Annotated in this window: 14 protein-coding genes and 1 riboswitch; of the genes, 3 read left to right on the top strand and 11 right to left on the bottom strand. The window is 66.2% G+C overall.

What is annotated here, in order from left to right; genetic code table 11:
• Window positions 1-40: 40 nt before the first annotated feature.
• The gene (gene map, locus AZ34_RS11350; RefSeq protein ID WP_231495517.1) at window positions 41-1,039 is read right to left on the bottom strand and encodes a type I methionyl aminopeptidase; all 999 of its coding nucleotides are present in this window, start codon (window positions 1,037-1,039) and stop codon (window positions 41-43) included.
• Here map and purL point away from each other — a divergent pair.
• Both purL and AZ34_RS17625 read left to right on the top strand, forming a co-directional pair.
• Window positions 1,026-5,171, top strand: coding sequence for a phosphoribosylformylglycinamidine synthase (gene purL, locus AZ34_RS11345; RefSeq protein WP_035608124.1), 4,146 nt, complete (start codon window positions 1,026-1,028; stop codon window positions 5,169-5,171). The genes map and purL overlap by 14 nt on opposite strands.
• A 32-nt stretch (window positions 5,172-5,203) precedes the next feature.
• Window positions 5,204-7,072: a diguanylate cyclase gene (locus AZ34_RS17625; RefSeq protein ID WP_197026539.1), complete on the top strand. Its 1,869-nt coding sequence runs from the start codon at window positions 5,204-5,206 to the stop codon at window positions 7,070-7,072.
• Window positions 7,073-7,187: 115 nt separating this feature from the next.
• On the opposite strand, the gene AZ34_RS11335 is transcribed toward AZ34_RS17625, so the two are convergent.
• From AZ34_RS11335 to AZ34_RS11305, 7 genes are all read right to left on the bottom strand, one after another.
• Window positions 7,188-8,144, bottom strand: a complete 957-nt coding sequence (locus tag AZ34_RS11335; protein WP_035608122.1) for a thiamine phosphate synthase — start codon at window positions 8,142-8,144, stop codon at window positions 7,188-7,190.
• Window positions 8,141-8,941 carry a thiazole synthase gene (locus tag AZ34_RS11330; RefSeq protein WP_035608120.1) on the bottom strand — a complete coding sequence of 267 codons (801 nt, stop codon included), beginning with the start codon at window positions 8,939-8,941 and terminating at the stop codon, window positions 8,141-8,143. The genes AZ34_RS11335 and AZ34_RS11330 overlap by 4 nt, the downstream gene beginning before the upstream one ends.
• Before the next feature lie 22 nt (window positions 8,942-8,963).
• Window positions 8,964-9,161 carry a sulfur carrier protein ThiS gene (gene thiS / locus AZ34_RS11325; RefSeq protein ID WP_035608118.1) on the bottom strand — a complete coding sequence of 66 codons (198 nt, stop codon included), beginning with the start codon at window positions 9,159-9,161 and terminating at the stop codon, window positions 8,964-8,966.
• The gene (locus tag AZ34_RS11320) at window positions 9,158-10,348 is read right to left on the bottom strand and encodes an FAD-dependent oxidoreductase (protein WP_035608116.1); all 1,191 of its coding nucleotides are present in this window, start codon (window positions 10,346-10,348) and stop codon (window positions 9,158-9,160) included. Before AZ34_RS11320 ends, thiS begins: the two co-directional genes overlap by 4 nt.
• Before the next feature lie 33 nt (window positions 10,349-10,381).
• Entirely contained in the window at window positions 10,382-11,227 is an 846-nt protein-coding gene (gene thiD, locus AZ34_RS11315; protein WP_035608113.1) for a bifunctional hydroxymethylpyrimidine kinase/phosphomethylpyrimidine kinase, read from the bottom strand.
• A complete protein-coding gene (locus tag AZ34_RS11310; protein WP_035608111.1) occupies window positions 11,224-12,498 on the bottom strand; it encodes a purine-cytosine permease family protein in 1,275 nt (424 codons plus the stop codon). Before AZ34_RS11310 ends, thiD begins: the two co-directional genes overlap by 4 nt.
• 61 nt (window positions 12,499-12,559) lie before the next feature.
• Window positions 12,560-12,668, bottom strand: a riboswitch (TPP riboswitch).
• Between the two features lie 130 nt (window positions 12,669-12,798).
• Window positions 12,799-13,272 carry an Lrp/AsnC family transcriptional regulator gene (locus tag AZ34_RS11305; protein WP_035608109.1) on the bottom strand — a complete coding sequence of 158 codons (474 nt, stop codon included), beginning with the start codon at window positions 13,270-13,272 and terminating at the stop codon, window positions 12,799-12,801.
• Between the two features lie 104 nt (window positions 13,273-13,376).
• Between AZ34_RS11305 and mdeB the strand changes: the two genes are divergently transcribed.
• Complete coding sequence (mdeB, locus tag AZ34_RS11300) at window positions 13,377-16,064, top strand: alpha-ketoglutarate dehydrogenase (protein ID WP_035608107.1); 2,688 nt, start codon at window positions 13,377-13,379, stop codon at window positions 16,062-16,064.
• Window positions 16,065-16,320: 256 nt separating this feature from the next.
• Here mdeB and rpoD read toward each other — a convergent pair whose 3' ends face one another.
• The 3 genes from rpoD to AZ34_RS11285 all read right to left on the bottom strand — a co-directional run bounded on the left by rpoD (window position 16,321) and on the right by AZ34_RS11285 (window position 23,171).
• Complete coding sequence (gene rpoD, locus AZ34_RS11295; protein WP_035608104.1) at window positions 16,321-18,675, bottom strand: RNA polymerase sigma factor RpoD; 2,355 nt, start codon at window positions 18,673-18,675, stop codon at window positions 16,321-16,323.
• Window positions 18,676-19,157: 482 nt separating this feature from the next.
• Complete coding sequence (dnaG, locus tag AZ34_RS11290; RefSeq protein ID WP_035608102.1) at window positions 19,158-21,143, bottom strand: DNA primase; 1,986 nt, start codon at window positions 21,141-21,143, stop codon at window positions 19,158-19,160.
• A gap of 57 nt (window positions 21,144-21,200) precedes the next feature.
• Window positions 21,201-23,171 carry a gamma-glutamyltransferase family protein gene (locus AZ34_RS11285; protein ID WP_081767181.1) on the bottom strand — a complete coding sequence of 657 codons (1,971 nt, stop codon included), beginning with the start codon at window positions 23,169-23,171 and terminating at the stop codon, window positions 21,201-21,203.
• Between the last annotated feature and the right edge of the window lie 102 nt (window positions 23,172-23,273).

Here is a 23,273-nt window from a genome sequence, read left to right as displayed (position 1 = left end):
GAGGGCGAGGCGCGGGCGCGGGAAAAACGCAAGGGCCGGCTCAGGCCGTCACCGAGTCCTGTCGTGCCTGCGTGAAGTTCTTCACGAAGGCGGGCGGCGGCGGGCTGCCTGCCGACAGCGTGAGCACTTCGTAGCCGGTGGGCGTGACCAGGATGGTGTGTTCCCACTGCGCGGAGAGCGAGTGGTCCTTGGTCACGATGGTCCAGCCGTCGTTGAGCTCCTTCACTTCGCGGCGGCCCGCGTTGATCATGGGCTCGATGGTGAAGGTCATGCCGGGCTTGAGCTCCTCGCCCGTGCCGGGGCGGCCGTAGTGCAGCACCTGCGGGTCCTCGTGGAAGACCTGGCCGATGCCATGGCCGCAGTACTCGCGCACGATGGAAAAACCCTGGCCTTCGGCGAATTTCTGGATCGCGTGTCCGATGTCGCCCAGGCGCGCGCCAGGGCGGACCTGTTCGATGCCCATCCACATGGCCTCATAGGTCAGCGCGCACAGGCGCTTGGCCGCGATGGACACCTCGCCAATCAGGTACATGCGGCTGTTGTCGCCGTACCAGCCGTCCTGGGTGATCACGGTCACGTCGACGTTCATGATGTCGCCCTTCTTGAGCGGCTTGTCGTTCGGGATGCCGTGGCAGACCACATGGTTGACCGAGGTGCACAGGTGCGCCGGGTAGGGGGGGTAACCCGGCGGTTGGTAACCGATGGTGGCCGACACCGTGCCCTGGGCCTTCATGCATTCCAGCGCCAGACGGTCGACTTCCTTGGTGGTGATGCCGGGTTGGATGTGCGGCGTGATGTAGTCCAGCACTTCGGAGGCCAGGCGGCAGGCCTCGCGCATCCCGGCGATGCCAGCCTCGTCTTTGTAGGTGATGCTCATGGGGCGAATTATCCTCTTTCGTCGTCGACATGGCATGGCGGGCGCGGCGGGGTCGGGAGGGTAAAATCGCACGCTTTCCTCCCGGCTTGAGTGCCGCCAGAACCTGGTGGCTGCGGCTCGCACACTCTCCTCTCCACAGGCCACGACGGTGACCCTCCACATCACTTCCTTCGAAGGCGGCAGCGCCCTCAGCCCTTACCGTGCCCAGCAGCTGTTGCCGCGTCTGCAGGCCATTCACGACAAGATCAGCGGCGTCGCGGCGCGTTACGTGCATTTGGTGGCGACCGAGTCCGCTCTCGCAGCGGCCGACCAGCAGCGCTGGGCGGCGCTGCTCGACTACGGCGAGCCTTACGAAGGCACCCACGAGGGGGCGTTGGTGGTCGTGGCCCCACGCCTGGGCACCGTGTCGCCTTGGGCGTCCAAGGCCACTGACATCGCGCGCAACTGCGGCCTGGGTGACAGCGGCGGCGCCCTGCACCGCGTGGAGCGTGTCGTGGAATACCGCCTGCAACTCAAGTCGGGCCTGCTGGGCAAGGGTGTCGCGCCGAGCGCCGAAAAACTGGGCCGGATCGCGGCCCTGCTGCATGACCGCATGACCGAGAGCGCGCTGGCCAGCCGCGACGAAGCCCTGGCCCTGTTCACGGCCCTGCAGGCCGTGCCCATGGACCACGTGGACGTGCTGGGCGGCGGCAAGGCCGCGCTGCAGCAGGCCAATGCCGACTGGGGCCTGGCCCTGGCGGAAGATGAGATCGAGTACCTTGAAACTGCCTTCAAGGGCCTGAAGCGCAACCCCACCGATGTGGAATTGATGATGTTCGCGCAGGCCAACAGCGAGCACTGCCGCCACAAGATCTTCAACGCCGATTTCACGATCGATGGTGAAAAACAAGCCAAGAGCCTGTTCGGCATGATCCGTCACACCCACCAGACCAGCCCGCAGCACACCGTGGTGGCTTATTCGGACAATGCCTCCATCATGGAAGGCACGCCCATCGAGCGTTTCGTGGCGCGCTTCGACGCGGGCAACGGCGAAGATGGGAAAGGCACACTGCGCGTGCCGGTCTACGAGAAGGCGGTCGCCTTGAGCCATGTGCTGATGAAGGTGGAGACGCACAACCACCCGACCGCGATTTCGCCGTTTCCCGGCGCCTCCACGGGCGCGGGCGGGGAAATCCGCGACGAAGGCGCGACCGGTCGCGGTTCGCGCCCCAAGGCGGGCCTGACGGGTTTCACGGTGTCCAAGCTTTGGGGCGGCTGGTCCGATGAGGCGGGCGGCAAGCCCGAGCACATCGCCAGCCCCTTGCAGATCATGATCGAAGGCCCGTTGGGTGGCGCCGCCTTCAACAACGAGTTCGGCCGGCCGAATCTCGCGGGCTATTTCCGCGAATACGAGCAGACCGTCGTAAGTGATGTTGATGTGGTGCAGCGTGGTTACCACAAACCCATCATGATCGCGGGCGGCGTGGGCGCGATCGACGCGACGCAGACGAAGAAGGTGCTGTTTCCCGCGGGCACCCTGCTGATCCAGCTCGGCGGCCCTGGCATGCGCATCGGCATGGGCGGTGGCGCGGCCAGTTCCATGGCCACGGGCGCGAACGCGGCTGAACTGGACTTCGACTCCGTCCAGCGCGGCAACCCCGAGATCGAGCGTCGCGCGCAGGAGGTCATCAACCATTGCTGGGCGCAGGGAGAGCACAACCCCATCCTCTCGATCCACGACGTGGGCGCGGGTGGCTTGTCCAACGCCTTTCCCGAAATCACCAACGACGCAGGCCGCGGCGCGCGTTTCGACCTGCGCGCCGTGCCGCTGGAAGAGTCGGGCTTGGCACCCAAGGAAATTTGGTGCAACGAAAGCCAGGAGCGTTACGTGCTGGCCATCGCGCCCGAGTCGCTGGAACAGTTCAAGGCCTTCTGCGAGCGTGAGCGCTGTCCTTACGCGGTGGTGGGCGTTGCGACGGAGGAACGACAACTGGTCTTGTCGGATGAAGTTGGCGTGAGCGGCGCCGGGCCGTCCCAAGCCGCGAGGGCCCCCTCGGGGGGCAGCGAACCACACGCAGTGGGGAGCGTGGGGGCTGCGGTGAACATGCCCATGGACGTGCTGCTGGGCAAGCCGCCCAAGATGCACCGTGACGTCAAGACCATCACCCGCCATTTCAAGCCGCTGGACCTGTCCGGTGTCACGTTGCAGCAAGCCGTGATCGACGTGCTGGTTCACCCGACCGTTGCGTCCAAGCGTTTCCTCATCACCATCGGCGACCGCACCGTGGGCGGACTCACGCACCGCGACCAGATGGTCGGACCCTGGCAGATCCCGGTGGCCGATTGCGCGGTCACGCTGGCCGACTACGCGGGCTTCGCGGGCGAGGCCATGAGCATGGGCGAGCGCACGCCGCTGGCCGCGCTGGACGCGCCCGCCTCGGGACGCATGGCCGTGGCCGAGGCCATCACCAACCTGCTGGCCGCCCCCATCGAACTGCCGCGCGTGAAGCTGTCCGCGAACTGGATGGCGGCCTGCGGTGAACCGGGCGAGGACGCGGCGCTGTACGCCACGGTGCGTGCCGTGGGCATGGAACTGTGCCCAGCGCTGGGCATCAGCATTCCCGTGGGCAAGGACAGCCTGTCCATGCGCACCGTGTGGACAGGCCCCTCCGGTAGCGGGAAAAACGAGGCAGGCGCGGCGAAGAAAGTCAGTTCGCCCGTGTCCCTGATCGTCTCTGCCTTCGCCACGCTGCCTGATGTGCGTGGCACGCTCACGCCGCAGCTCGACCGCGCGCAGGACACGACCCTGCTGCTGATTGACCTGGGGCGTGGCCGTAAGCGCATGGGCGGCAGCATCCTGTCCCAGGTGTTGGGGCAGACGGGCCATGAAGTGCCCGACCTCGACGATCCGCAGGACCTGGTCCGGCTGGTGAATGCCGTCAACGCCCTGCGCACGCAGGGCAGGATCCTGGCTTACCATGACCGCAGCGACGGCGGTCTGCTCGCCGCCGTGGCCGAGATGGCCTTCGCCGGCCAAGTGGGCGTGGCGCTGAACGTGGACCTGCTGGTCACCGAGGGCGACGGCATCAGCGACAGCCGCATGGATTCCGGTGACGCCAAGAACTGGGCCCAGCAAGTCGGTGCCCGGCGTGATGAGCTAACGCTCCAAGCCCTGTTCAACGAAGAGCTGGGCGTGGTGCTGCAGGTGCGCAGCGCGGACCGCGACGCCGTGCTGGCCCAGCTGCGCGAGCACGGTCTGTCCCGCCACAGCCATGTGATCGGCAAGACCCGTCCGGCCGGCGGCGAGATCCGGGCCGGTGTCGGCGAGCTGCAGGTCTGGCGGGACGCCAAGGCCGTGTTCACGGCCAAGCTGGCCGATCTGCAGCAGGTCTGGGACAGCGTGAGCTGGAAGATCAGCCAGCTGCGCGACAACCCGGCCGGCGCCGATTCCGAGCACGCCATCGCGGGCGCCGGTGTTGCCGAAGGCGATCCGGGCCTGCACGTGCACCTCAGCTTCGACCCGGCCGAGGGCCTGGCGCCGACCCTGCTGCAAAGCCGGCCCAAGATCGCCATCCTGCGCGAGCAGGGCGTGAACTCGCACATCGAGATGGCCTATTGCTTCACCGAGGCGGGCTTCGAGGCCTACGACGTGCACATGACCGACCTGCAGGCGGGCCGCGCGCGGCTGGCCGATTTCAAGGGCTTCGTGGCCTGCGGCGGTTTCAGCTACGGCGACACCCTGGGCGCGGGCATCGGCTGGGCGCGCAGCATTCTGTTCAATGAACGGCTGTCGCAGGAATTCCAGGCCTTCTTCGGGCGGACCGACACCTTCGCCTTGGGCGTGTGCAACGGTTGCCAGATGCTGGCCGAGCTGGCCGACATCATCCCGGGCGCCGAGGCTTGGCCACGCTTTACCCACAACCCGAATGGCTACCAGGCGCGGTTGTCGCAGGTCGAGGTGCTGGACTCGCCCAGCATCTTCTTCGCGGGCATGGCCGGCAGCCGCCTGCCGATCGCGGTGGCGCATGGCGAGGGCCACGCCAACTTCACGCGGCGCGGCAACCCGGCACAGGCCATCGCCGCCATGCGTTTCGTGGACCACCATGGCCGCGCAACGGAGGCCTTCCCTGCCAATCCGAACGGCAGCCCTGGCGGCCTGACGGCGGTGACCACGGCCGATGGCCGCTTCACGGCCATGATGCCGCACGCCGAGCGCGTGTTCCGCAACATCCAGTTCAGCTGGACGCCGCTGGATCCGAACCTGCCCAGCCCCTGGGCGCGCCTGTGGCGCAATGCGCGCCGCTGGGTCGGCTGAGCTGAGCCACGAGCGGGAACCCGAGCATGCCCATGCGCCAGCTCAGCGTTCCCTTGCTATGGCTGGCCTTGGGGTATGCCGGGCTGGTGCTCATCCTTGCCTGGCAGCTCAAGCGCGGGCATGACTTGGCGCTGGCCCGCGCCAGCGACCATGCAAACCACTTGGTGCAGACGCTGGACGCCCAACTCTCCGGCGGTTTGCGTCGGGTTGAGAGCAGCCTGCACCAGATCGCCCAGCGCTTGCCGCAGGCGGCCCTCAGCCAGGAGCGCAAGACATCCAGCCTCGATACGGAAGTTCTGAGCTTGCTGCGCTCTTACCAGGAGCGTTTTCCCGAGCTGGGTCAGTTTTTTGTCTGGGACCAGGCAGGGCGGCTCTTGCACGGAACAGCCTCCTCCCTGGGTGTCGGCACGTCCCCGGAAAACGGGGTGCAGGCGGCCTTGCTGCTGCTGCGCAAGGACCCGAAAACCTCGATCGTTTACGCGGACGCGCTGGACATGGGCAGTGTGTCGGCGGACCGGTTGGCGGTTGATGTTTACGCACCGATCCGCGACGCGTCCGGTCGTCTGATCGGCATCGTCAACGCCACCCTGAACCTGGCGCATTTCCGGCGGTGGTTCCAGGAAACGGAACTCGCGCCCGACAGCCTGCTGGGGGTGTACGGCAGCCGCACGCACAAACCGTTGCTGCAGCACCCCCTGGACCCGGGTTACAGCTTCGGCCTGACGCCGGGTGAGGCCGTCCAGCGCCGCGTGAACACGGGCGAGATGCAAGGGCGCGAGCGCCACACGCCCGCGTTCGACGGGGTGCCCCGGCTGTATGCCTTTCGCAAGCTGGAGGAGCACCCGTTCTACGCCGTGGTCGGCATGTCCGAACGGGACGCGCTGAAAAACTGGCGTGGCGAACTTGCCTTCATCACCGTCGCCGTGCTGCTGCTGGCGGCACTGTTCAGCTTCGCGCTCTTGCGCATGCGCGCCATCCAGGCGCAGCGCCTCGCCGCACGGCGCCAGGCCGACGAGGCCTCGGCCTTGCTGCGGGAAGCGCTGGAGAGCATTTCGGTGGGCATCGTCATTTACGACGCGCAAGACCGGCTGATCATGAGCAACCAGGCCATGAAGGACCTGTACCAGGAAGTGCGTGATGTGCTGGACCGCCCAGGGGTCCGGTTCGAGGAGATCATGCGCGTGGCCCTGGCCAGCGGTTTGTTCCCCGAGGCCAGGGGGCGCGAGGAAGCCTGGCTGGCCGAGCGCATGCAGGCGCGGCGTTCCGCCAGCGGTCTGCCTTACGAACAGTCGCTGCGCGACGGGCGTTGGGTGCAGTACAGCGAGCACCGCACTTCCAGCGGCTACCTGGTGGGCAGCCGCATCGACATCACGCAGCGCAAGCAACTGGAGGCCGAGCTGCGCGAGCAGGCCAGCACCGACGCCCTGACCGGACTGGCCAACCGGCGGCATTTCATGCTCAACCTGGAAAGCGAGCTGGAGCGCGTGCGCAGGCGCGCCACGCAGCGCGCCTGCGTGCTGATGCTGGACCTGGACCACTTCAAGCGCGTCAACGACCAATACGGCCACGCGGCGGGCGACAGCCTGCTGCGCCATTTCGCCGACCTGTTGCGCGACGAACTGCGTGGCACCGACACGGCGGGGCGACTGGGCGGCGAGGAGTTCGCGGTCATTCTGCCCGGCAGTGGCATGGAGGAGGCGCGCAACTGGGCGCAGCGCCTGTGCGACGCCGTGGCGGCCCGTCCGCTGGCCTGGGGCGCGCGGCAGATCCATGCCACGGTCAGCGTGGGCATTGCTGTGCTCAGCCCGGACGATGGCGCGGCGGACGCTGCCCTCTCGCGCGCGGACGCTGCGCTCTACCGTGCCAAGGAGGCGGGGCGCAATCGGGTGGAATTGGAGTGATCCCCCCTGAGGCGCTGCGCGCCTTCCCCCCGCTCATCCTTCGGTGGCGGGGGGACGCTCCCAGTGGCCCGGCAAAGCCGGTTCCACGGGAGCACTGGTATTCAGCGTGGCGTGCTCAGGCGTCCCAGGCCTCCATCAATTGGGCTGCTGCGGCATCTGGATTCGCCTCGGCCGTTATCGCGCGCACCACGGCCAGTGAGCCGACGCCGGTGGCTTTGATGACGGGCAGTTCGGCTGCCGAGATGCCGCCGATGGCCACGCCGGGGTAACCTGCGTTCTGAAGCAACCGTGCATAGACGGCCAGCCGGCCTGGGCCTTGCGGGGCCGTGGCCATTTGCTTGAGTGTGGTCGGGTAGACCGCGCCCATGGCGATGTAGCTGGGCTGCAGCGTGGCGGCGCGTAGCATTTCGGCGTAACCGTGGGTGGACAGACCCAGGCGCAGCCCGGCGGCGCGGATGGCGTCGAAGCCTTCCACCATGGCCGCCGCGTCCATGTCTTCTTGGCCCAGATGCACGCCCAGGAAGTCGAGGAGGCTGGCATCGGCCGCCAAGACTTCCAGGGTCTCGCGCCAATGGTCGTTGATGAACAGCAGGCTGCGTGCATTGCGCTGCTGGTTGGCGGCCTTCACGGCCTCGATGGCGGCGCGGACTTCGCGCCGCACGGCCCGCGGGTCCGGTGACTTGAAGCGCAGCTGCAGCGTGGGCACACCGGCTTGGGCCAAGCGGCCGACCCACTGCGCGTCCGGTAGCACGGCATAGACGCCCAGACGTGGTGGGCAACTGGCGAAAGCGCTCGCGCCCTCGCCGCGCGGGCGCAGGCCGAAGTCGACCGCCTCGACCGGCCAGATGTCCGGATCGAAGCGTCCGGTGCGGCGCGACTGCGCGTGCCAGGCCCGGGCCAGGCATTCTGCGTCGATCTCGATGAAACCCAGCGCCAGCGCCGCCTGAAGGGCGGCGCGGTAGATCGGGTCCTCGTTGCTGTAGCGCGCCTGCGGTGTGCCGACGACGGGGAGGGCCTTGTCGGGGTGGGCCGCGACGATGGCGCGCGCGTTGGTGCTCAGGGGCTGATTCATTTCGCGTGCCAAAAGGGCGTGCCCAGCACGGGCGTGGAGGGCTGGGCCGCGTCCTGCTCGTCCATCGCGCCGCCGAGGTAAGCCGCGCGCCCGGCCTGGACGGCGGCGGCGAAGGCGCCAGCCATGGCCACCGGGTCCCGCGCCAGGGCCACGGCGGTGTTGAGCAGCACGGCGTCGTAGCCCCACTCCATGACCGTGCAGGCATGCGAGGGGCGGCCCAGGCCCGCGTCCACGATCAGCGGCACGTCCAGGCGCTCGCGCAACTGGCGCATGGCGTAGGGGTTCACCGGTCCCTTGCCGGTACCGATGGGCGCGGCCCAGGGCATCACGGCCTGGCAGCCCACGTCCACCAGGCGCTGGCAGAGCACGAGGTCTTCCGTGCAGTAGGGCAGCACCTTGAAACCGTCCTTGAGCAACTGGTCCGCCGTCTCGACGAGCTTGAGCGTGTCGGGCTGCAGGGTGTAGTCGTCGCCGATCAGCTCCAGCTTGATCCAGTCGGTCTCGAACACCTCACGCGCCATCTGCGCGGTGGCTATGACCTCGCGCGGGCTGTGGCAGCCCGCCGTGTTGGGCAGCACCGGCACGCCCAGCTTGCGCAGCAGTTGCCAGAAGGCTTGGCCGCTTTCCGGCGAGACCGAACCCGCGCCCTGGCGGCGCAGCGACGCCGTCAACATGGCGGGCCGGGCGGTTTGCACCGCGGCCTCCAGCACGGCGGGCGAGGGGTAGCGCGAGGTGCCCAGCAGCAGTCGGCTGGGAAACGTTTCGCCGTAGAGGACAAGAGAATCGGGGATGGACATGTCGATGGACTCGTGGCGCGTGTTATCCCCCCGTCACCGGGGCGATGATTTCCACCTGGTCGCCGTCGCGCAGGGGGTGTTGTGCGTACTGCGTCCTTGGGACGAATTGGGTATTCACCGCGGCTGCGAAAGGCGGCCGGGCCTCGATGGCCGCGACAGCGTCGGCCAGCGTCGCATCGCTGTCCAATTCATGCGTCTGCTGGTTGATGAGCACTTTCATGCCGCGATCCTGAGTTCAAGTTGTTCGGCGAGCGAGTGGCGGCCGTGCTCGACGATTTCCAGCACCGCGTCGAGCAGGGCTGGCGAAATCATGAAGCCATGGCGGTACAGGCCGTTGATGCGCATGACCGGTGCGCCAGGTCCGCGCGTCACGCGGATCTCGGGCAGATTGTCCGGCAGGGCCGGGCGGCAGTGCGCGGCGATCTCGATGATGCGACCCTCGCCAAAGCCGGGGTGCACGGCATAGGCCGCACTCAACAACTCCAGTGTGGAGCGCACGCTGGGCGGGGACATGTCATCGCTCTCGATCTCGGTCGCGCCGATCACGTAAAGGTTGTCCTGCTTGGGCGCGATGTAAATCGGGTAGCGCGGGTGGATCAGGCGCGTCGGTCGCGTGAGTTTCACTTCGGGTGCATGCACCCGGGCGACTTCGCCCCGCACGCCGCGTACAGCGGCGTGCGTTGAATTGCCGTCGCCGCGTAAAGCCGCGTGCGTTGACCTTCCGCTGCCACTCAATGTCTGCATCTGCGCACGCGCGCCCAGGCCCCGGCAGTCGAAAACCCAGTCCACCGGCCCGTCCTCGGGGCGCGACAGGTCTTGCGGCCCACGCGGACTGTTCCAGTGCAGCGTTACGCTGAGGGCGTGCAGTTCGTGCAACAAGGCCGCGAGCAGCTGCCGGTTGTCGAGTTGGCCCTCGCCTGGCAGGTACAGGCCCTGAGCGAAGCGCTGTTCCAGGCCGGGTTCGAGCGCGTGCACGCCCGCGGCATCGAGCGCCTGCATGCGCGGCAGTTGCGGCACCCGTTCGCCCGTGGCCCGCAGCAGTTCGGCAAAGCGCCGGGCTTCGGCTGCGTCCTGCCGATGCCAGAGGATGAGCGTGCCTTCCTGCTGGAAGAACACGGGCTGCGCCAGTTGCGCGAGCAACTGCGGCCAGCGCGTCAGGGCGTAACGTCCCATCTCGACCACATTGCGTTCGGTGATGGCCGATTCCGCCAGCGGCGCCAGCATGGCCGCTGCCACCCGCGCGGCCGCACCCGGAGCCACGCCCCCGAGGTTGGCCGTGGCATCGGCGGCCGCAGCGTCGTGCACCGTCACGCGCCAGCCGCGGCGCGCGAGCTGCCAAGCCAGCAATCGGCCCATGAGGCCCGCGCCGAGCACGAGGGCCGTAGAGGAAGCGCGCGATGTCTGCATGGTCTGTTGTCGCTTATGTTCTCTCGTCGCGTTTCAGTCCAGCACTCGCATGGCCACGGGCGCATACCCATGGTTCAGCGGACCATGGCCCGCGCCGCCGTTCAGACCGCCGGTGTGCACGTCCTTGCCGGCCTGGATGGCGCCCAGGATCCAGGTTCGCGCGCGCCGCACGGCGTCTTGCAGGGCATGACCTTGCGCAAGGTAGGCCGCGATGGCCGACGACAGGGTGCAGCCCGTGCCGTGCACGTTGGTGCTGGCAATGCGCGCGGCCTTGAGGTGCAGCGGCGAGCTATCGCGTGGCAGCAGCATGTCCACCACCTCCTCGCCCGGCAGATGTCCGCCCTTGAGCAGGACGTTCTTTGCGCCCAGGGCCAGCAGTTCGCGCGCGGCGCTTTCCAGCGCCGGCACCCCGTCGATCTTGTGGCCCAGCAGCAGCTCCGCCTCGTCCAGATTTGGGGTGACCACGGTGGCCAGGGGAAACAGCTGCTTGACCAGCACGCTCACTGTCGCTTCGGCGATCAAGCGGTCACCACTGGTGGCCACCATCACCGGGTCCAGCACCACGCGTTCGATGCCGTAGTGGCGGATGGCCCAGGCCACCACCTCGACGATCTCCGGCGCATGCAGCATGCCTATCTTGATGGCGTCCACGCCGATATCCTCGACCACGGCCTGGATCTGCGCCTTCAGGAACTCGGGTGGCACGGCATGGATGCCCGTGACACCCTGGGTGTTCTGAGCCGTCAGCGCGGTGATGGCCGTCATGCCGTAACAGCCCAGGGCCGCGATGGTCTTGAGGTCGGCCTGGATGCCCGCGCCGCCGCCGCTGTCCGAGCCAGCGATGGACAGCACGCGCGGGTAGTGCTTCACGGGCGTCATGCCTTGGGGCGGCTCAGGTAGGCGAGCACGAAGCTGAAGGCCAGCGCGGGCAGGGCGGAACTGGTCTGGAAACCGACCGCAGGAGTCAGCAGCGGCGCGCCATGGTAGACCGCGATGCCAGAGAGCCAGATCAACAGGGGCCCGACGTGCACGCCCCGCGCACGGGCGAGCAACTGAACGGTGTTCGTGCCGAAGGCCAGGCGCCCCAGGATCACGCCGAACAGAGGCACGAAGACCGAGCTCAGCATCAGCAGGAAGGGTTCCAGCGCATGCATGGGCAGCACCAGGGCGCAGGCCGTGCAGGCCGCGGTGATGATGAACCCCCAAAAGCGGATGCCCTTGCCGGGCATCAGACTGTGGCTGGACACCGCGCCCGAATAGGCGTCGCCATAGGCGTTGTCCACCTCGTCGATCAGGATGAGCGAGAGCGCGATCAAGCCGCCCTGTGCCAGCAGCAGCGCGTTGACGAGGTTGGCGCTGGGCAGCGTCAGCACCACCAGCACGCCCAAGCCGTAGCACCACATATTGGCCAGCGCGTAACCCAGCCAGGTGCCGCGCAGCGCCGATTTGCCGTCACGCCCGTGGCGCGCGTAGTCCGCCACCAGGGGCAGCCAGGAAATGGGCATGGCGATCACCAGGTCCAGCGCCGACAGCACCCCCATGCCGCCCTCGCCGGGGCGGTTCCACAGGGCGGTGAAGCCTTGCGCGTTCGCCAGGGAGAGGAACTGCCAGCTCAGCCACAGCAAGGAGAGCACCACCAAAGGCAGCGCGAAACGCGCGATCAGTTTGCGCACCAAGGTCACCATCGACCCGCTGATCAGCAGGGCGACGATGGCGCCCCAGAACAGCGTGGCGAGCCAGGGCGCGTAGGAAGCTGAGGCCCCGGTGATTGCCACGCTGGCGTCGCGCATCACGACTAGCTCGAAGCTGCCCCAGCCGATCAGCTGCACGATGTTGAGCGCGATGGGCAGCATGGCGAAACGCCGGCCGTAGACCGCGTGCATCAGGCCGGCGCTGGCCAAGCCGCTGTCGGTGCCCAGCTTGGCCACCGAGCCCAGCAGGAAGGCGCCCAGGACGGAGCCGGCAACGATGGCGATCAACGCCTCTTTGGTGCCCAGCGCGGGCATCAGGTAGGCACCGACCTGCATGACCAGCAGGCCCACGCCCAGGCTGAACCAGAGCGAGGCATGGTCATGGAAGCCGAAGGCGCGGCGGTCGGTTGAAATGGGGGTGGTGGCGTCGTTGACGCTCTTGTTCGATGCAATTGCCATGCGTTAATTCCGGAATAACGTAGGCAGGTGGGCTGGGCCCCAGCGGATCGGTGTCTTGAGTGGACGGCTGGAGCGGCTTCCCTGCGCGAGGATTACCTCAATCAGGTTCAAAGGGACTTTCTCAGTCACCGCGTGTCTTGCGACGCGCGGCAACACCCCTAGCGGATGCACCCCAATAGTCAGAATGGGGCGCGGGTCCGATTTTACGGCGTCCCCAGGCTCCGCATGGGCCTGCCTTGCCGATTCTTGACGGCGGTCATGTTCCGTCGGCCTTGAGCAAAACCTTCAGAGACGCCGCAATTACGCGGCCCCGTTGGGCAAGGGCAGCGCCGTCTTGTAGCGAACCTGCTTGAGCGCGAAACTGGACCGGATCTTGTCGATGCCGCTGATGGGGCTGAGCTGTTCCAGGATGAACTTCTCCAGCGCGCCGATGTCGGGCAGGGCCACGCGGATGAGGTAGTCTGAATCCCCGGTCATCAAATAACACTCCATCACCTCCTCGTGTTCGGCGATGCGGCGTTCGAAGTCGGCCAGGTCCTCCTTGTTTTGCGACTTGAGGCTGATGGAGATGAAGACGTTCAGGCCCAGCCCCAGTTTGTTGGCGTTGGCTATCGCCACGTAACGCTCGATCACGCCCGACGCTTCCAAGGCCTTGACCCGGGCCAGACAGGGCGAGGGACTGAGATGCACGCGCCGGGCCAGTTCCACATTGGACAGGGCGCCATCGCGCTGTAGCTCGCCCAGAATCCGAAGATCGGTGTTATCGAGGTTCATTTGGCTATGAAAAATGAATTTCACGGCATTTTATGCTTCCAATGTCGCTGGGTTAAGCACGGATCGGCAGCCTATTTTGTGTGTGTCTCTCTACATTCAGGCGCATGAAAAGGCCCGACACTGACCCGCAAGAAACCGCCGAATGGCAGGACGCGTTTGCCGCGTTGATGACCAGCCAGGGCGCCGAGCGCGCCCGCCATATCCTGAATACCTTGGCCGCGCAGGCCCGGGCGTTGCGCATTGGCTGGCAGCCCGAGCTGGCCACGCCCTACGTGAACACCATTGCGGTGGACGCGCAGCCCGTGTTCCCGGGTGATCTGGCCATCGAAGAGCGCCTGGCCTCGCTGATCCGCTGGAACGCGCTGGCCATGGTGGTGCGCGCCAACCAGGCCTATGGTGAACTGGGTGGCCACATCGCCAGCTACGCCAGCGCGGCCGATTTGTTTGAGACCGGCTACAACCATTTCTTCCGGGCGCGTGGTGAGGGCTCGGCTCAGGCGTCCGACCCTTCGAGCCTGGGTGACCTCGTGTTTTTCCAGCCCCACAGCGCGCCGGGTGTGTACGCGCGGGCCTACCTGGAAGGCCGACTGACCCAGGACGACCTCGCCCACTACCGGCAAGAACTCACCTCGCCCCAGGCACGGACCGGCAGCGGTGCGCGCGGTCTGTGCAGTTACCCTCATCCCACACTGATGCCAGACTTCTGGCAGTTCCCCACCGGGTCCATGGGCATCGGACCCATCAGCTCCATCTACCACGCGCGCTTCATGCGCTACCTCACGCACCGCCATCTGCTCGATTGCGCGGGCCGCAAAGTCTGGGGCGTGTTCGGTGACGGCGAGATGGACGAACCCGAGAGCATGAGCGCGCTCACCCTGGCCGCGCGTGAGGGCCTGGACAATCTGGTGTGGGTGGTGAATTGCAATCTGCAGCGGCTGGACGGACCGGTGCGGGGCAATGGACGCATCATCGACGAGCTGGAAAAGCTGTTCGCGGGCGCGGGCTGGAACGTCATCAAACTGCTGTGGGGCAGCGACTGGGACGGGCTGTTCGCGCGCGACACCACGGGCGCCCTGGCGCGTGCCTTCGCGAACACGGTAGACGGCCAGATGCAGACCTTCGCCGCCAAGGACGGTCGCTACAACCGTGACACCTTCTTCGGCCAGAACCCGGAGCTGGCCCGCCTGGCCCAAGGCATGACGGACGAGCAGATCGACCGCCTCAAGCGCGGCGGGCACGACATCGTGAAGATCCACGCCGCGTATGCCGCTGCGCTGGCCCACACAGGCCAGCCCACGGTCATCCTGGCGCACACCAAGAAGGGCTACGGCATGGGCAGCGCGGGCCAGGGCAAGATGACCACGCACAGCCAGAAGAAGTTCGACGAGACCGACCTCATCGCTTTTCGCAACCGCTTCAGCCTGCCGCTGAGCGACGAGCAGGTCAGGTCACTGAGTTTCTACAAACCCGCCGACGACAGCCCTGAATTGCAGTACCTGCACGCGCAGCGCCAGCGTCTGGGCGGCTACCTGCCACGCCGCTTCAATGATTGCGCTCCGGTGAACGTGCCATCGCTGGACAGCTACGCGCCCTGGGCGCTGCACGCCGACGGCAAGGAGATGAGCACCACCATGGCGTTCGTGCGCATGCTGGGCAACTTGCTCAAGGACGGTGAACTGGGGCCGCGCGTGGTGCCCATCGTGGCGGACGAGGCACGCACCTTTGGCATGGCCAATCTGTTCAAGCAGGTCGGCATCTATTCCAGCGTGGGGCAACGCTATGCGCCCGAGGACATCGGCTCGGTGCTGAGCTACCGCGAGGCGCAGGATGGCCAGATCCTCGAAGAAGGCATCAGCGAGGCCGGCGCCATCGCCAGCTGGACCGCCGCTGCCACCAGCTACAGCGTGCACGGTCTGGCCATGCTGCCCTTCTACATTTACTACAGCATGTTTGGCTTTCAGCGCGTGGGTGACGCGATCTGGGCTGCAGCGGACCAGCGGGCTCGTGGCTTCCTGCTCGGGGCGACCTCGGGGCGCACCACGCTGGGCGGTGAAGGCCTGCAGCACCAGGACGGCAGCAGCCATCTGGTGGCAGCCACCATCCCCAATTGCAAGGCCTACGACCCGGCCTTCGCGGGCGAATTGGCCGTGCTCATCGACCACGGCATGCGCGAGATGCTGGTGGAGCAGAAAGACGTCTTCTATTACGTCACCCTGATGAACGAAAACTATGCTCAGCCTGACTTTCCGGTGGGAGCGGAATCGGATGCCGTACGTGGTTGCTACAAATTCAAGAGTTACTCGGGCGATGGCCGCGATGCTGCAGATGCCGCGGTGCAAACGCGTGCGCAAGTCCCGCCCAAGGCGTCGCCAGTGGCCACAGCATCACCTCACGTCACTTTGATGGGTTCGGGCGCCATCCTGACCGAGGTGATCAAGGCCGCGCAGCAATTGTTGGAGCAAGGCTTCAGCGTGAGCGTGTACAGCGTCACGAGCTGGAGTGAATTGGCCCGCGACGGTCTGGCTTCTGAGGCCCAAGGCACCACATCCTTCGTGGCCCTGCAGCTGCGAGATAGTCATGGCCCCATCATCGCCGCCACCGACTACGTGCGCGCCGTACCGGAGAGTGTTAGAGCCTATCTGCCTGCGGGCCGCAGCTACACCACCCTGGGCACCGACGGCTTTGGCCGCAGCGACACGCGTGCCGCTCTGCGCAGCCACTTTGGGGTGGATGCGGCCAGCATCGTGCGCGTTGCGCGACAAGCATGCGCTGTGTGTCGCGAACGAGGCTGACCGAGTTCAGTTCTGGCCCTGTGATTCACAGCCACCACGCCGCATGCGAGAAGCGCTCTAGCCTCAAGGCGAGAGCACCGTTTTGCTGAGGTGCAAGCGCGAGAAGCGGGCTGGCAGCGTGCTGGAGCGGCCGAGTGCGAGGTGGGCAGGGGGTGCGGCTGGCGCAGCCGCAAACTGAGTACAAAAAAAGCCCGCATCAACGATGCGGGCCTTCGGTGCTCGGCGCTTAGACTGGCTCAGCGCGAGCCACGCCAGATCACAAGTTGTCCGTGAAGCTACGCAGCTTGTCCGAGCGGCTTGGGTGCTTGAGCTTGCGCAGGGCCTTGGCTTCGATTTGGCGGATGCGCTCGCGCGTGACGTCGAACTGCTTACCGACTTCTTCCAGCGTGTGGTCGCTGGTCATCTCGATACCGAAGCGCATGCGCAGCACCTTGGCTTCGCGCGGCGTCAGGCCGTCGAGGATTTCCTTGACCACTTCGCGCAGGCCGGCCTGCATGGCCGCTTCCACCGGAGCGGTGTTGGCCGTGTCCTCGATGAAATCGCCCAAGTGGCTGTCGTCGTCGTCGCCGATGGGAGTTTCCATCGAGATCGGTTCCTTGGCGATCTTCATGATCTTGCGGATCTTGTCCTCGGGGATCTCCATCTTCTGCGCGAGCAGGCTGGCGTCCGGCTCGAAGCCGAACTCCTGCAAGTGCTGGCGCGAGATGCGGTTCATCTTGTTGATGGTCTCGATCATGTGCACCGGGATGCGGATGGTGCGGGCCTGGTCGGCGATGGAGCGGGTGATGGCCTGGCGGATCCACCAAGTCGCGTAGGTCGAGAACTTGTAGCCGCGGCGGTACTCGAACTTGTCCACGGCCTTCATCAAGCCGATGTTGCCTTCCTGAATCAAATCCAGGAACTGCAGGCCGCGGTTGGTGTACTTCTTGGCGATGGAGATCACGAGCCGCAGGTTGGCCTCGATCATTTCCTTCTTGGCCGCGCGTGACGCAGCCTCGCCCTGGTTCATGCGCTTGTTGATGTCTTTCAGTTGCTCCAGCGGAACCACCACGCGGGCCTGCAGGTCGATCAGCTTTTGCTGGATGTCCTGGATGGGCGGAACGTTGCGGCTCATGATGCCGCTCCAGGGTTTGCCTGCGCTGGCCTGCTTTTCCACCCACTTCAGGTCGAGCAGGTGCGATTTCGCGGGGTTGCCGTTCTTGTCGCGGCCACCGAATTCGAGCACGAACTGTTCTTGCGGGTAGCCGCAGCGGTCCACGATGATGCGGCGCAGTTCGCGTTCCTTGTGGCGCACATCGGCCACCTGCTCGCGCACCAGATCACACAGCTTCTCGATGGTCTTGGCGGTGAAGCGGATGGTCATCAGCTCATCGGACAAAGCCTTCTGCGCCTTCACGTAGGCGGGCGTGCCGTACCCCTCCTTGTCGTAGGCCTTGTGCACCTTCTCGAACAGCGAACGGATGCGGTCGAAGCGTTCCAGTGCCTGGTTCTTCAACTCTTCCAGCTTCTTGGTCAGGGCCTTGGAGCCGCCCTTGCCATCGTCATCGTCGGCTTCGTCGTATTCGTCGAAGTCTTCCTCGGCCACGTAGTCGTCGCTCTCCTCGGCATTGACGAAGCCGTCCACCACGGTGGAGATCACGACCTTGCCTTCGCGGATTTCCTCGGCCATCCCCAGCAGCGCGGCGATGGTGGTGGGCGAGGCCGAAATGGCCTCCATCATGTCCATCAGGCCGCCTTCGATGCGCTTGGCGATTTCGATTTCGCCTTCGCGTGTCAGCAGTTCCACCGTGCCCATCTCGCGCATGTACATGCGCACCGGGTCGGTGGTGCGGCCGAATTCGCTGTCCACGGTGGATACGGCAGCTTCGGCTTCTTCCTCGGCTTCTTCTTCGGAGGCAGCCGTGGGGGCGGTGTTGTTGATCAGCAGGGTCTCGGCGTCGGGCGTCTGCTCGAACACCGTCACGCCCATGTCGCTCAACATCGCGACCACCACTTCCAGCGTCTCGGCATCGGCCAGCTTGTCGGGCAGGTGGTCCGAAATTTCGCCGTGCGTCAGGTAACCACGCGTCTTGCCCAGCTTGATGAGCAGCTTGAGGCGCTCGCGGCGCTTGGCCAGGTCTTCTTCGGACAGGACGGTTTCGTCCAGGCCGAATTCCTTCATCAGGGCGCGTTCCTTGGCCTTGCTGACCTTGATGCGCAGGGGTTTGGCCTTCTCGGTCGTTCCGCTTTCCTCGACAGCGGGTTCCTCGGCAAACTCGGCTTCGATGTCAGACAGGTCGTCTTCTTCCTCGGACGCCTCGCCCGCCTTGGGCTTGCGACCGGGCTTGCCGGCGGTTTTCTTCGGCGGAGTGCTGGCTTCGGCGGACGCAGCCTTCGCCGGGCGACCGGGCTTCTTGGTCAGCTCTGAGTCTTTGTCGGCTTTGGTTTTGACGGTTTTCGCGGGAGTTTTGGCGGCGGACACGGTGGGTGCTTTCGAGGAGGCTTTGACGGCGGTCTTGGCCGCAGCCTTGACGACAGGCTTGGCGGCTTTGGCGGATGGTTTCACGACGGCTTGAGCAGCGCCCTTGGCGGCAGGCTTCTTGGCCTTTTGTGCGGAATTTTGAGCGGGCATAGGTCAACCTCTGGACAGCAACCTTGGAACACGGACATCAAAAACACGGATACACGAAGAAGAACACGCAGAAACACGACCGGGGGCGGCGGCGCGGAGCGCGCAAGCCGACGCGGCAGGGGGCAAAGGAAGGTATCGGCAGCCAGGCCCGTTGCATTAAACACAAGGCCGGACGTCGATCCTCTTCCTCGGGTGGCAAGATGGGAGGGCGAACATTTGGTGTGCAGTCCTTGCGGTGAGCCCCGTCGAGGGGATGGCCCACTTGATGTGTTGACTGTGCGCGTGTTGGCTACAGTCGGCCTGGACCGGAGGTGCTGCTGTCGCTCTTGCCGGAGAGTCTGAGGCGTGGATTATACCCGCGCTGACTGGAAAACCCAGCCGTGGTGCGGATTTGCGGGGCAAACCTCGCGCCACGTCACGCTTTGCCGCCGTCGGCCATTGCCGCTGCGGCGGTCGCTCGCCGGACGATGCTGGTCGCTGTCTCAAGAATCCGGAGTGGTGGCCGCGGCGGGGCTGACCAAGGCCAAGCGTCGCTCCTGCAGCTCGCGGTAGCGCTCACCGTCGCCAGCGGCGAGGGCCGCATCCTGCTCTGCCTTGAGTTGTTCGATCAGCATGGTCTTGAGCAGGCTGCGCAGTTCCTGGCCGGCCTCGGCCATGTCGTCGGTCGGGGTCAGGTCCGAGTTCATCAGCCGCTGGGCCAATGCGGACAAAGACATCCCGGTTTCGGGCTCTGCGCCTGTCTCAATCCCAGCCTCGACATGCGCCTGCAGGGCCTGGCGCAACACCGCCCAGGGTTGGGGGCCCTGTTCGTGCAAGCAGGTCTCCAGCCAGCTCAGCAGGGCGCCATGCTGGCCGGGCAAACCGCAGAGCAAGGCGTGGTCCTCGCTTGAGAGTTGTTCCCAGAGCCGGCTGTGCGCCAGCAGCAGGCGCACGGCGTGATCAGCGCGCTGGGGTAGCTGACGGGGGCCGCCACTGCGGCGGGTGCTTCCCGCGCCAGACGCGCCGGGATAGGCACGGTACCCTCGGCCCGCACCCGCGTAACCGGAGTTTGAACGTGACGCCAAGGCGCCATCACGCGCATCGTGGTCGTCGGCGCTGCCCGCGATCTGTCCGGACACCTTGCGTTGAGACCGGGTGCGAGAGGCCTCCCAGAGGCTCGCCAATTCCCGCGCATCCAGTTGGACCAGGGTCGCGATCTCGCTCAGCAACTGGCGTTTGAGCGCGCCATCGGGCAGGGCCTCCCACAAGGGCTGGGCATGCACACCCAGTCGCGCCCGGCCTTCGGCGCTGCTCAGGTCGCAGCCTTCGCGCGCCGAGTCGATCAGGAAGCGCGACAGCGGCGTGGATTCGCTGACACAGCGGGCGAAGGCTTCTCGGCCATGCTCGCGGATGTAACTGTCAGGGTCATGCTTCTTGGGCTGCGTCGGCAAGAACAGGAACTTCACCGTGCGCGTGTCACTGGCGTAGGGCAGGGCGGCCTCGAGCGCGCGGCGCGAGGCGCGGCGACCGGCTTCGTCGCCGTCGAAGCTGAAGACCACGCTGTCGGTGAAGCGAAACAGCTTTTGCAGGTGGTCCGGGGTGCAGGCCGTGCCCAGGGTCGCGACGGCATTCGGAAAGCCCAGCTGCGCCAGCGCCACCACGTCCATGTAGCCCTCGGTGACCAGCACGTAGCCCGCGTCGCGGATCGCGTTGCGTGCCTCGTACAGGCCGTAGAGTTCCAGCCCTTTGCTGAACACCGGCGTTTCGGGTGAGTTCAGGTACTTGGGTTTGGCGTCGCCCAGCACGCGTCCGCCGAAGCCGATGCATTCGCCCTTGACGTTGCGGATGGGGAACATGATGCGGTCGCGAAAGCGGTCGTACCGCTTGCCCTCGCTTTTGGGGACATCGCCTTCCTCTGATTCGCTGGCGATGACCAGACCGCTTTCCACCAGCAGCGGATCGTCATAGCTGGGAAACACGCTGGCCAAGGTACGCCAGCCCTCGGGTGCGTAACCCAGACCGAAGCGTAGTGCGATTTCGCCCGAGAGGCCTCGTCCCTTGAGGTAGGCGATGGCGCGGGGCGCACTTTTGAGCTGCTTACGGTAGGCCACACCGGCCTTTTCCAGGGTCTCGGACAGCGTGGCTTGCTTCTGGCGCTGCGCTGCAGCACGCTCGCGTTGTTGTGGCGTGCTGTCGTCCTCGGGCACTTGCAGGCCGTAGTGCTGGGCCAGGTCATGAACCGCTTCGATGAAGCTGGCGCCGGTGTGTTCCATCAGAAAACCGATGGCGTCGCCGTGCTTGCCGCAGCCGAAGCAGTGGAAGAACTGCTTGGTCGGGCTGACCGTGAAGGAGGGTGACTTTTCCGCGTGGAAAGGGCACAGGCCCATGAAGTTCGCGCCGCCCTTCTTGAGCTGCACGTAACGGCCCACGACTTCCACCACATCGGCGCGCGCGAGCAGCTCCTGGATGAAGGTGGAAGGGATGGCCATGCCCGCATTCTAGGAAAACGAGCTGGGCCGGGCCTGGGTCGGGCTGGCGAGGTGTGCTTAGTCCCCTCGCACCGTGCCTTCGCGCCGCGGATCGGCGCCTCCCTGCAAGCCGTAGCCCAGCACCTCGATGGCCTGTAGGCCGCTGGTCATGGAATGTTCGCGCACCGGGTGGCCACGCTGTTGCAAGGCCTTGACCGTGGTGGGCGGGTATCGCCCTTGCTCCAGCAGCAGCGGCGCGTCGTCCTGGGGTGACAACACGGCGAAATTGGGCAGATTGATGGCTTGTTGCACATCCAGTCCCCAGTGCAGCACGCCGTAGAGCATCTTTCCAGTGTAGTGGATGATGGACGCGCCACCCGGGCTACCACCGGAAAACAGCAGATCGCCGCGCGGACGGCTGAAGACCAGCAGCGGTGTCATCGAGGAGCGTGGGCGCTTGCGGGGTTCCACGCGGTTGGCGATGGCCGCATCGGCTCCCGCGCTGCCACGCGGCACGAAGCTGAAGTCCGTCAACTGGTTGTTGAGCAGGAAGCCACCGACCAGGCCCTGGCCCCGGTTCACCATGATTTGCGCGCCCCACACGGCTTCGACACTGCTGGTCATGGCCAAGGCGTTGCCGCGCGCGTCTACGACACTGATGTGACTGGTGCCGTACTCCGGTTGTGGCGGCATGGGGGCCAGCTTCAGCCGTGCGCCGTTTCGGCTGGTGTAGCTCGGGGCGTTCTGATGCTCGCTGTTGCGCTCAAAGTTCAAGGGGATGCCTGCCGGCGCTTGTTTCATGCGCGCAGCGCGAGGCGCTAGGTTGATCAGCTTGGCGCGTTCGGCCAGATAGGCCGGTTCAAGCAAAGTGCCCCAACTGGGGCCGGGTGGGGGCACATAGTCCGGGTCGGCCACGTACAGCGCGCGGTCAGCCATGGCCAGGCGCGAGGCTTCTGCATAGAGGTGCAGCCAATCGGCCGAGGGTAGGGGGCCTGCATAGGGCCGGGGCGGTTTGCGCTGCATCGGCAGCGTGGCCGCAGGCGTGCGCGCCAGGATGCCGAAGATCTGCCCCAAGGCCAGCGTGCCGGAGCTGGGCGGCGGCATGCCGCAAATTTGCACATCGCGCGTCGTGCCAGCCTTCCCGCGTCGCGGACTGTCGGGGCTGCGCTGGGCATGGTGCACGAAGCACAGAGGGGCGCGCACCAGCGCTTCGTAGTCGGCCAGATCGCTCAGTGTGAGGTGTCCAGGATTGCGCGGGTGCGAGCGCACCTTCTGCACGATGGCGGGGGCGATATCGTCGCTTTTTTCACCTAGGTAAAAGACGGAGGCGCCGCCTTCGGCGACGCGGCGTAACACAGCTGCCAGTTCCGGGTTGCGCAGGCGATGGCCCACAGGCCAAGGCTGACCCGCACCGTCAAAAAAATAAGCGGCCGCAATGGGGTCTTGCCGCAGGGCGTTGGGCTCGTTCAGCAACATGTGCAGGCGGGGGCTCACGGGGAAACCTTGTTCGGACAGCGTGATCGCCGGCTCGAACAGCTGCTTCCAGGGGAGCCGCCCATGTTGCTTGTGGGCCAGCTCCAGCATGCGCAGCAGACCAGGGGCGCCGACCGCGCGTCCGCCGACCGCAGCCTCCGCAAATGCCAGGGGCTTGCGCTGCGCATCGAGAAACAGGTCTTCGTCCACATCGGAGGGGGCGGTTTCACGTCCGTCGTAGCTTTCCGTGATCTGCCCGTCGTGGTGCAGCAGGAAGGCGCCTCCCCCAATGCCGCTGGCCTGAGGTTCCACCAGGGTCAGCACCATCTGCGCGGCAATCGCGGCATCCACTGCGCTGCCGCCCGCGCGCAGCATCGCGTAACCGGCGTCGGTGGCCAGCGGGTTGGCGCTTGCCACGGCCTGGCGCTTGCCTGACCAGGCCTGGTCAGGCCAGGCTGCTTGGCCCCATGCAGCCTGGGTCAGCGCCAGAACCACCAGCAGGGCGGGCAGATGCACCGAGTGAAGAAAGCGTCGATTCGGCGTGATGGGATGAAGCAGGTGGTTTGCGGGGGGCATGGACAGCGGCAGCGAGGGTATCGAGACAGCGGACAGGTCGCGGCGAGAGGTGGTGGGGCTGTGTGGGAGGCGCGGAAAGAATTCCCCGCAACTCGCGCGGAT

Source organism: Hylemonella gracilis str. Niagara R (assembly GCF_000600295.1).
Lineage (GTDB): Bacteria > Pseudomonadota > Gammaproteobacteria > Burkholderiales > Burkholderiaceae_C > Hylemonella > Hylemonella gracilis_A.
Note: the sequence above shows the minus strand (reverse complement) of the source record. Positions and strands in the feature narration are given on the sequence as shown.

Bases quoted from the DNA above. Each gene is read 5' to 3' on its own strand.
- dnaG (WP_035608102.1), bottom strand. From the start codon at position 21,143: ATGGCCATCCCTTCCACCTTCATCCAGGAGCTGCTCGCGCGCGCCGAT.
- thiS (WP_035608118.1), bottom strand. From the start codon at position 9,161: ATGAAAGTGCTCATCAACCAGCAGACGCATGAATTGGACAGCGATGCG.
- mdeB (WP_035608107.1), top strand. From the start codon at position 13,377: ATGAAAAGGCCCGACACTGACCCGCAAGAAACCGCCGAATGGCAGGAC.
- AZ34_RS11285 (WP_081767181.1), bottom strand. From the start codon at position 23,171: ATGCCCCCCGCAAACCACCTGCTTCATCCCATCACGCCGAATCGACGC.
- AZ34_RS11310 (WP_035608111.1), bottom strand. From the start codon at position 12,498: ATGGCAATTGCATCGAACAAGAGCGTCAACGACGCCACCACCCCCATT.
- AZ34_RS11305 (WP_035608109.1), bottom strand. From the start codon at position 13,272: ATGAACCTCGATAACACCGATCTTCGGATTCTGGGCGAGCTACAGCGC.
- thiD (WP_035608113.1), bottom strand. From the start codon at position 11,227: ATGACGCCCGTGAAGCACTACCCGCGCGTGCTGTCCATCGCTGGCTCG.
- AZ34_RS11330 (WP_035608120.1), bottom strand. From the start codon at position 8,941: ATGTCCATCCCCGATTCTCTTGTCCTCTACGGCGAAACGTTTCCCAGC.
- rpoD (WP_035608104.1), bottom strand. From the start codon at position 18,675: ATGCCCGCTCAAAATTCCGCACAAAAGGCCAAGAAGCCTGCCGCCAAG.
- AZ34_RS11320 (WP_035608116.1), bottom strand. From the start codon at position 10,348: ATGCAGACATCGCGCGCTTCCTCTACGGCCCTCGTGCTCGGCGCGGGC.
- AZ34_RS17625 (WP_197026539.1), top strand. From the start codon at position 5,204: ATGCGCCAGCTCAGCGTTCCCTTGCTATGGCTGGCCTTGGGGTATGCC.
- AZ34_RS11335 (WP_035608122.1), bottom strand. From the start codon at position 8,144: ATGAATCAGCCCCTGAGCACCAACGCGCGCGCCATCGTCGCGGCCCAC.
- map (WP_231495517.1), bottom strand. From the start codon at position 1,039: ATGTGGAGGGTCACCGTCGTGGCCTGTGGAGAGGAGAGTGTGCGAGCC.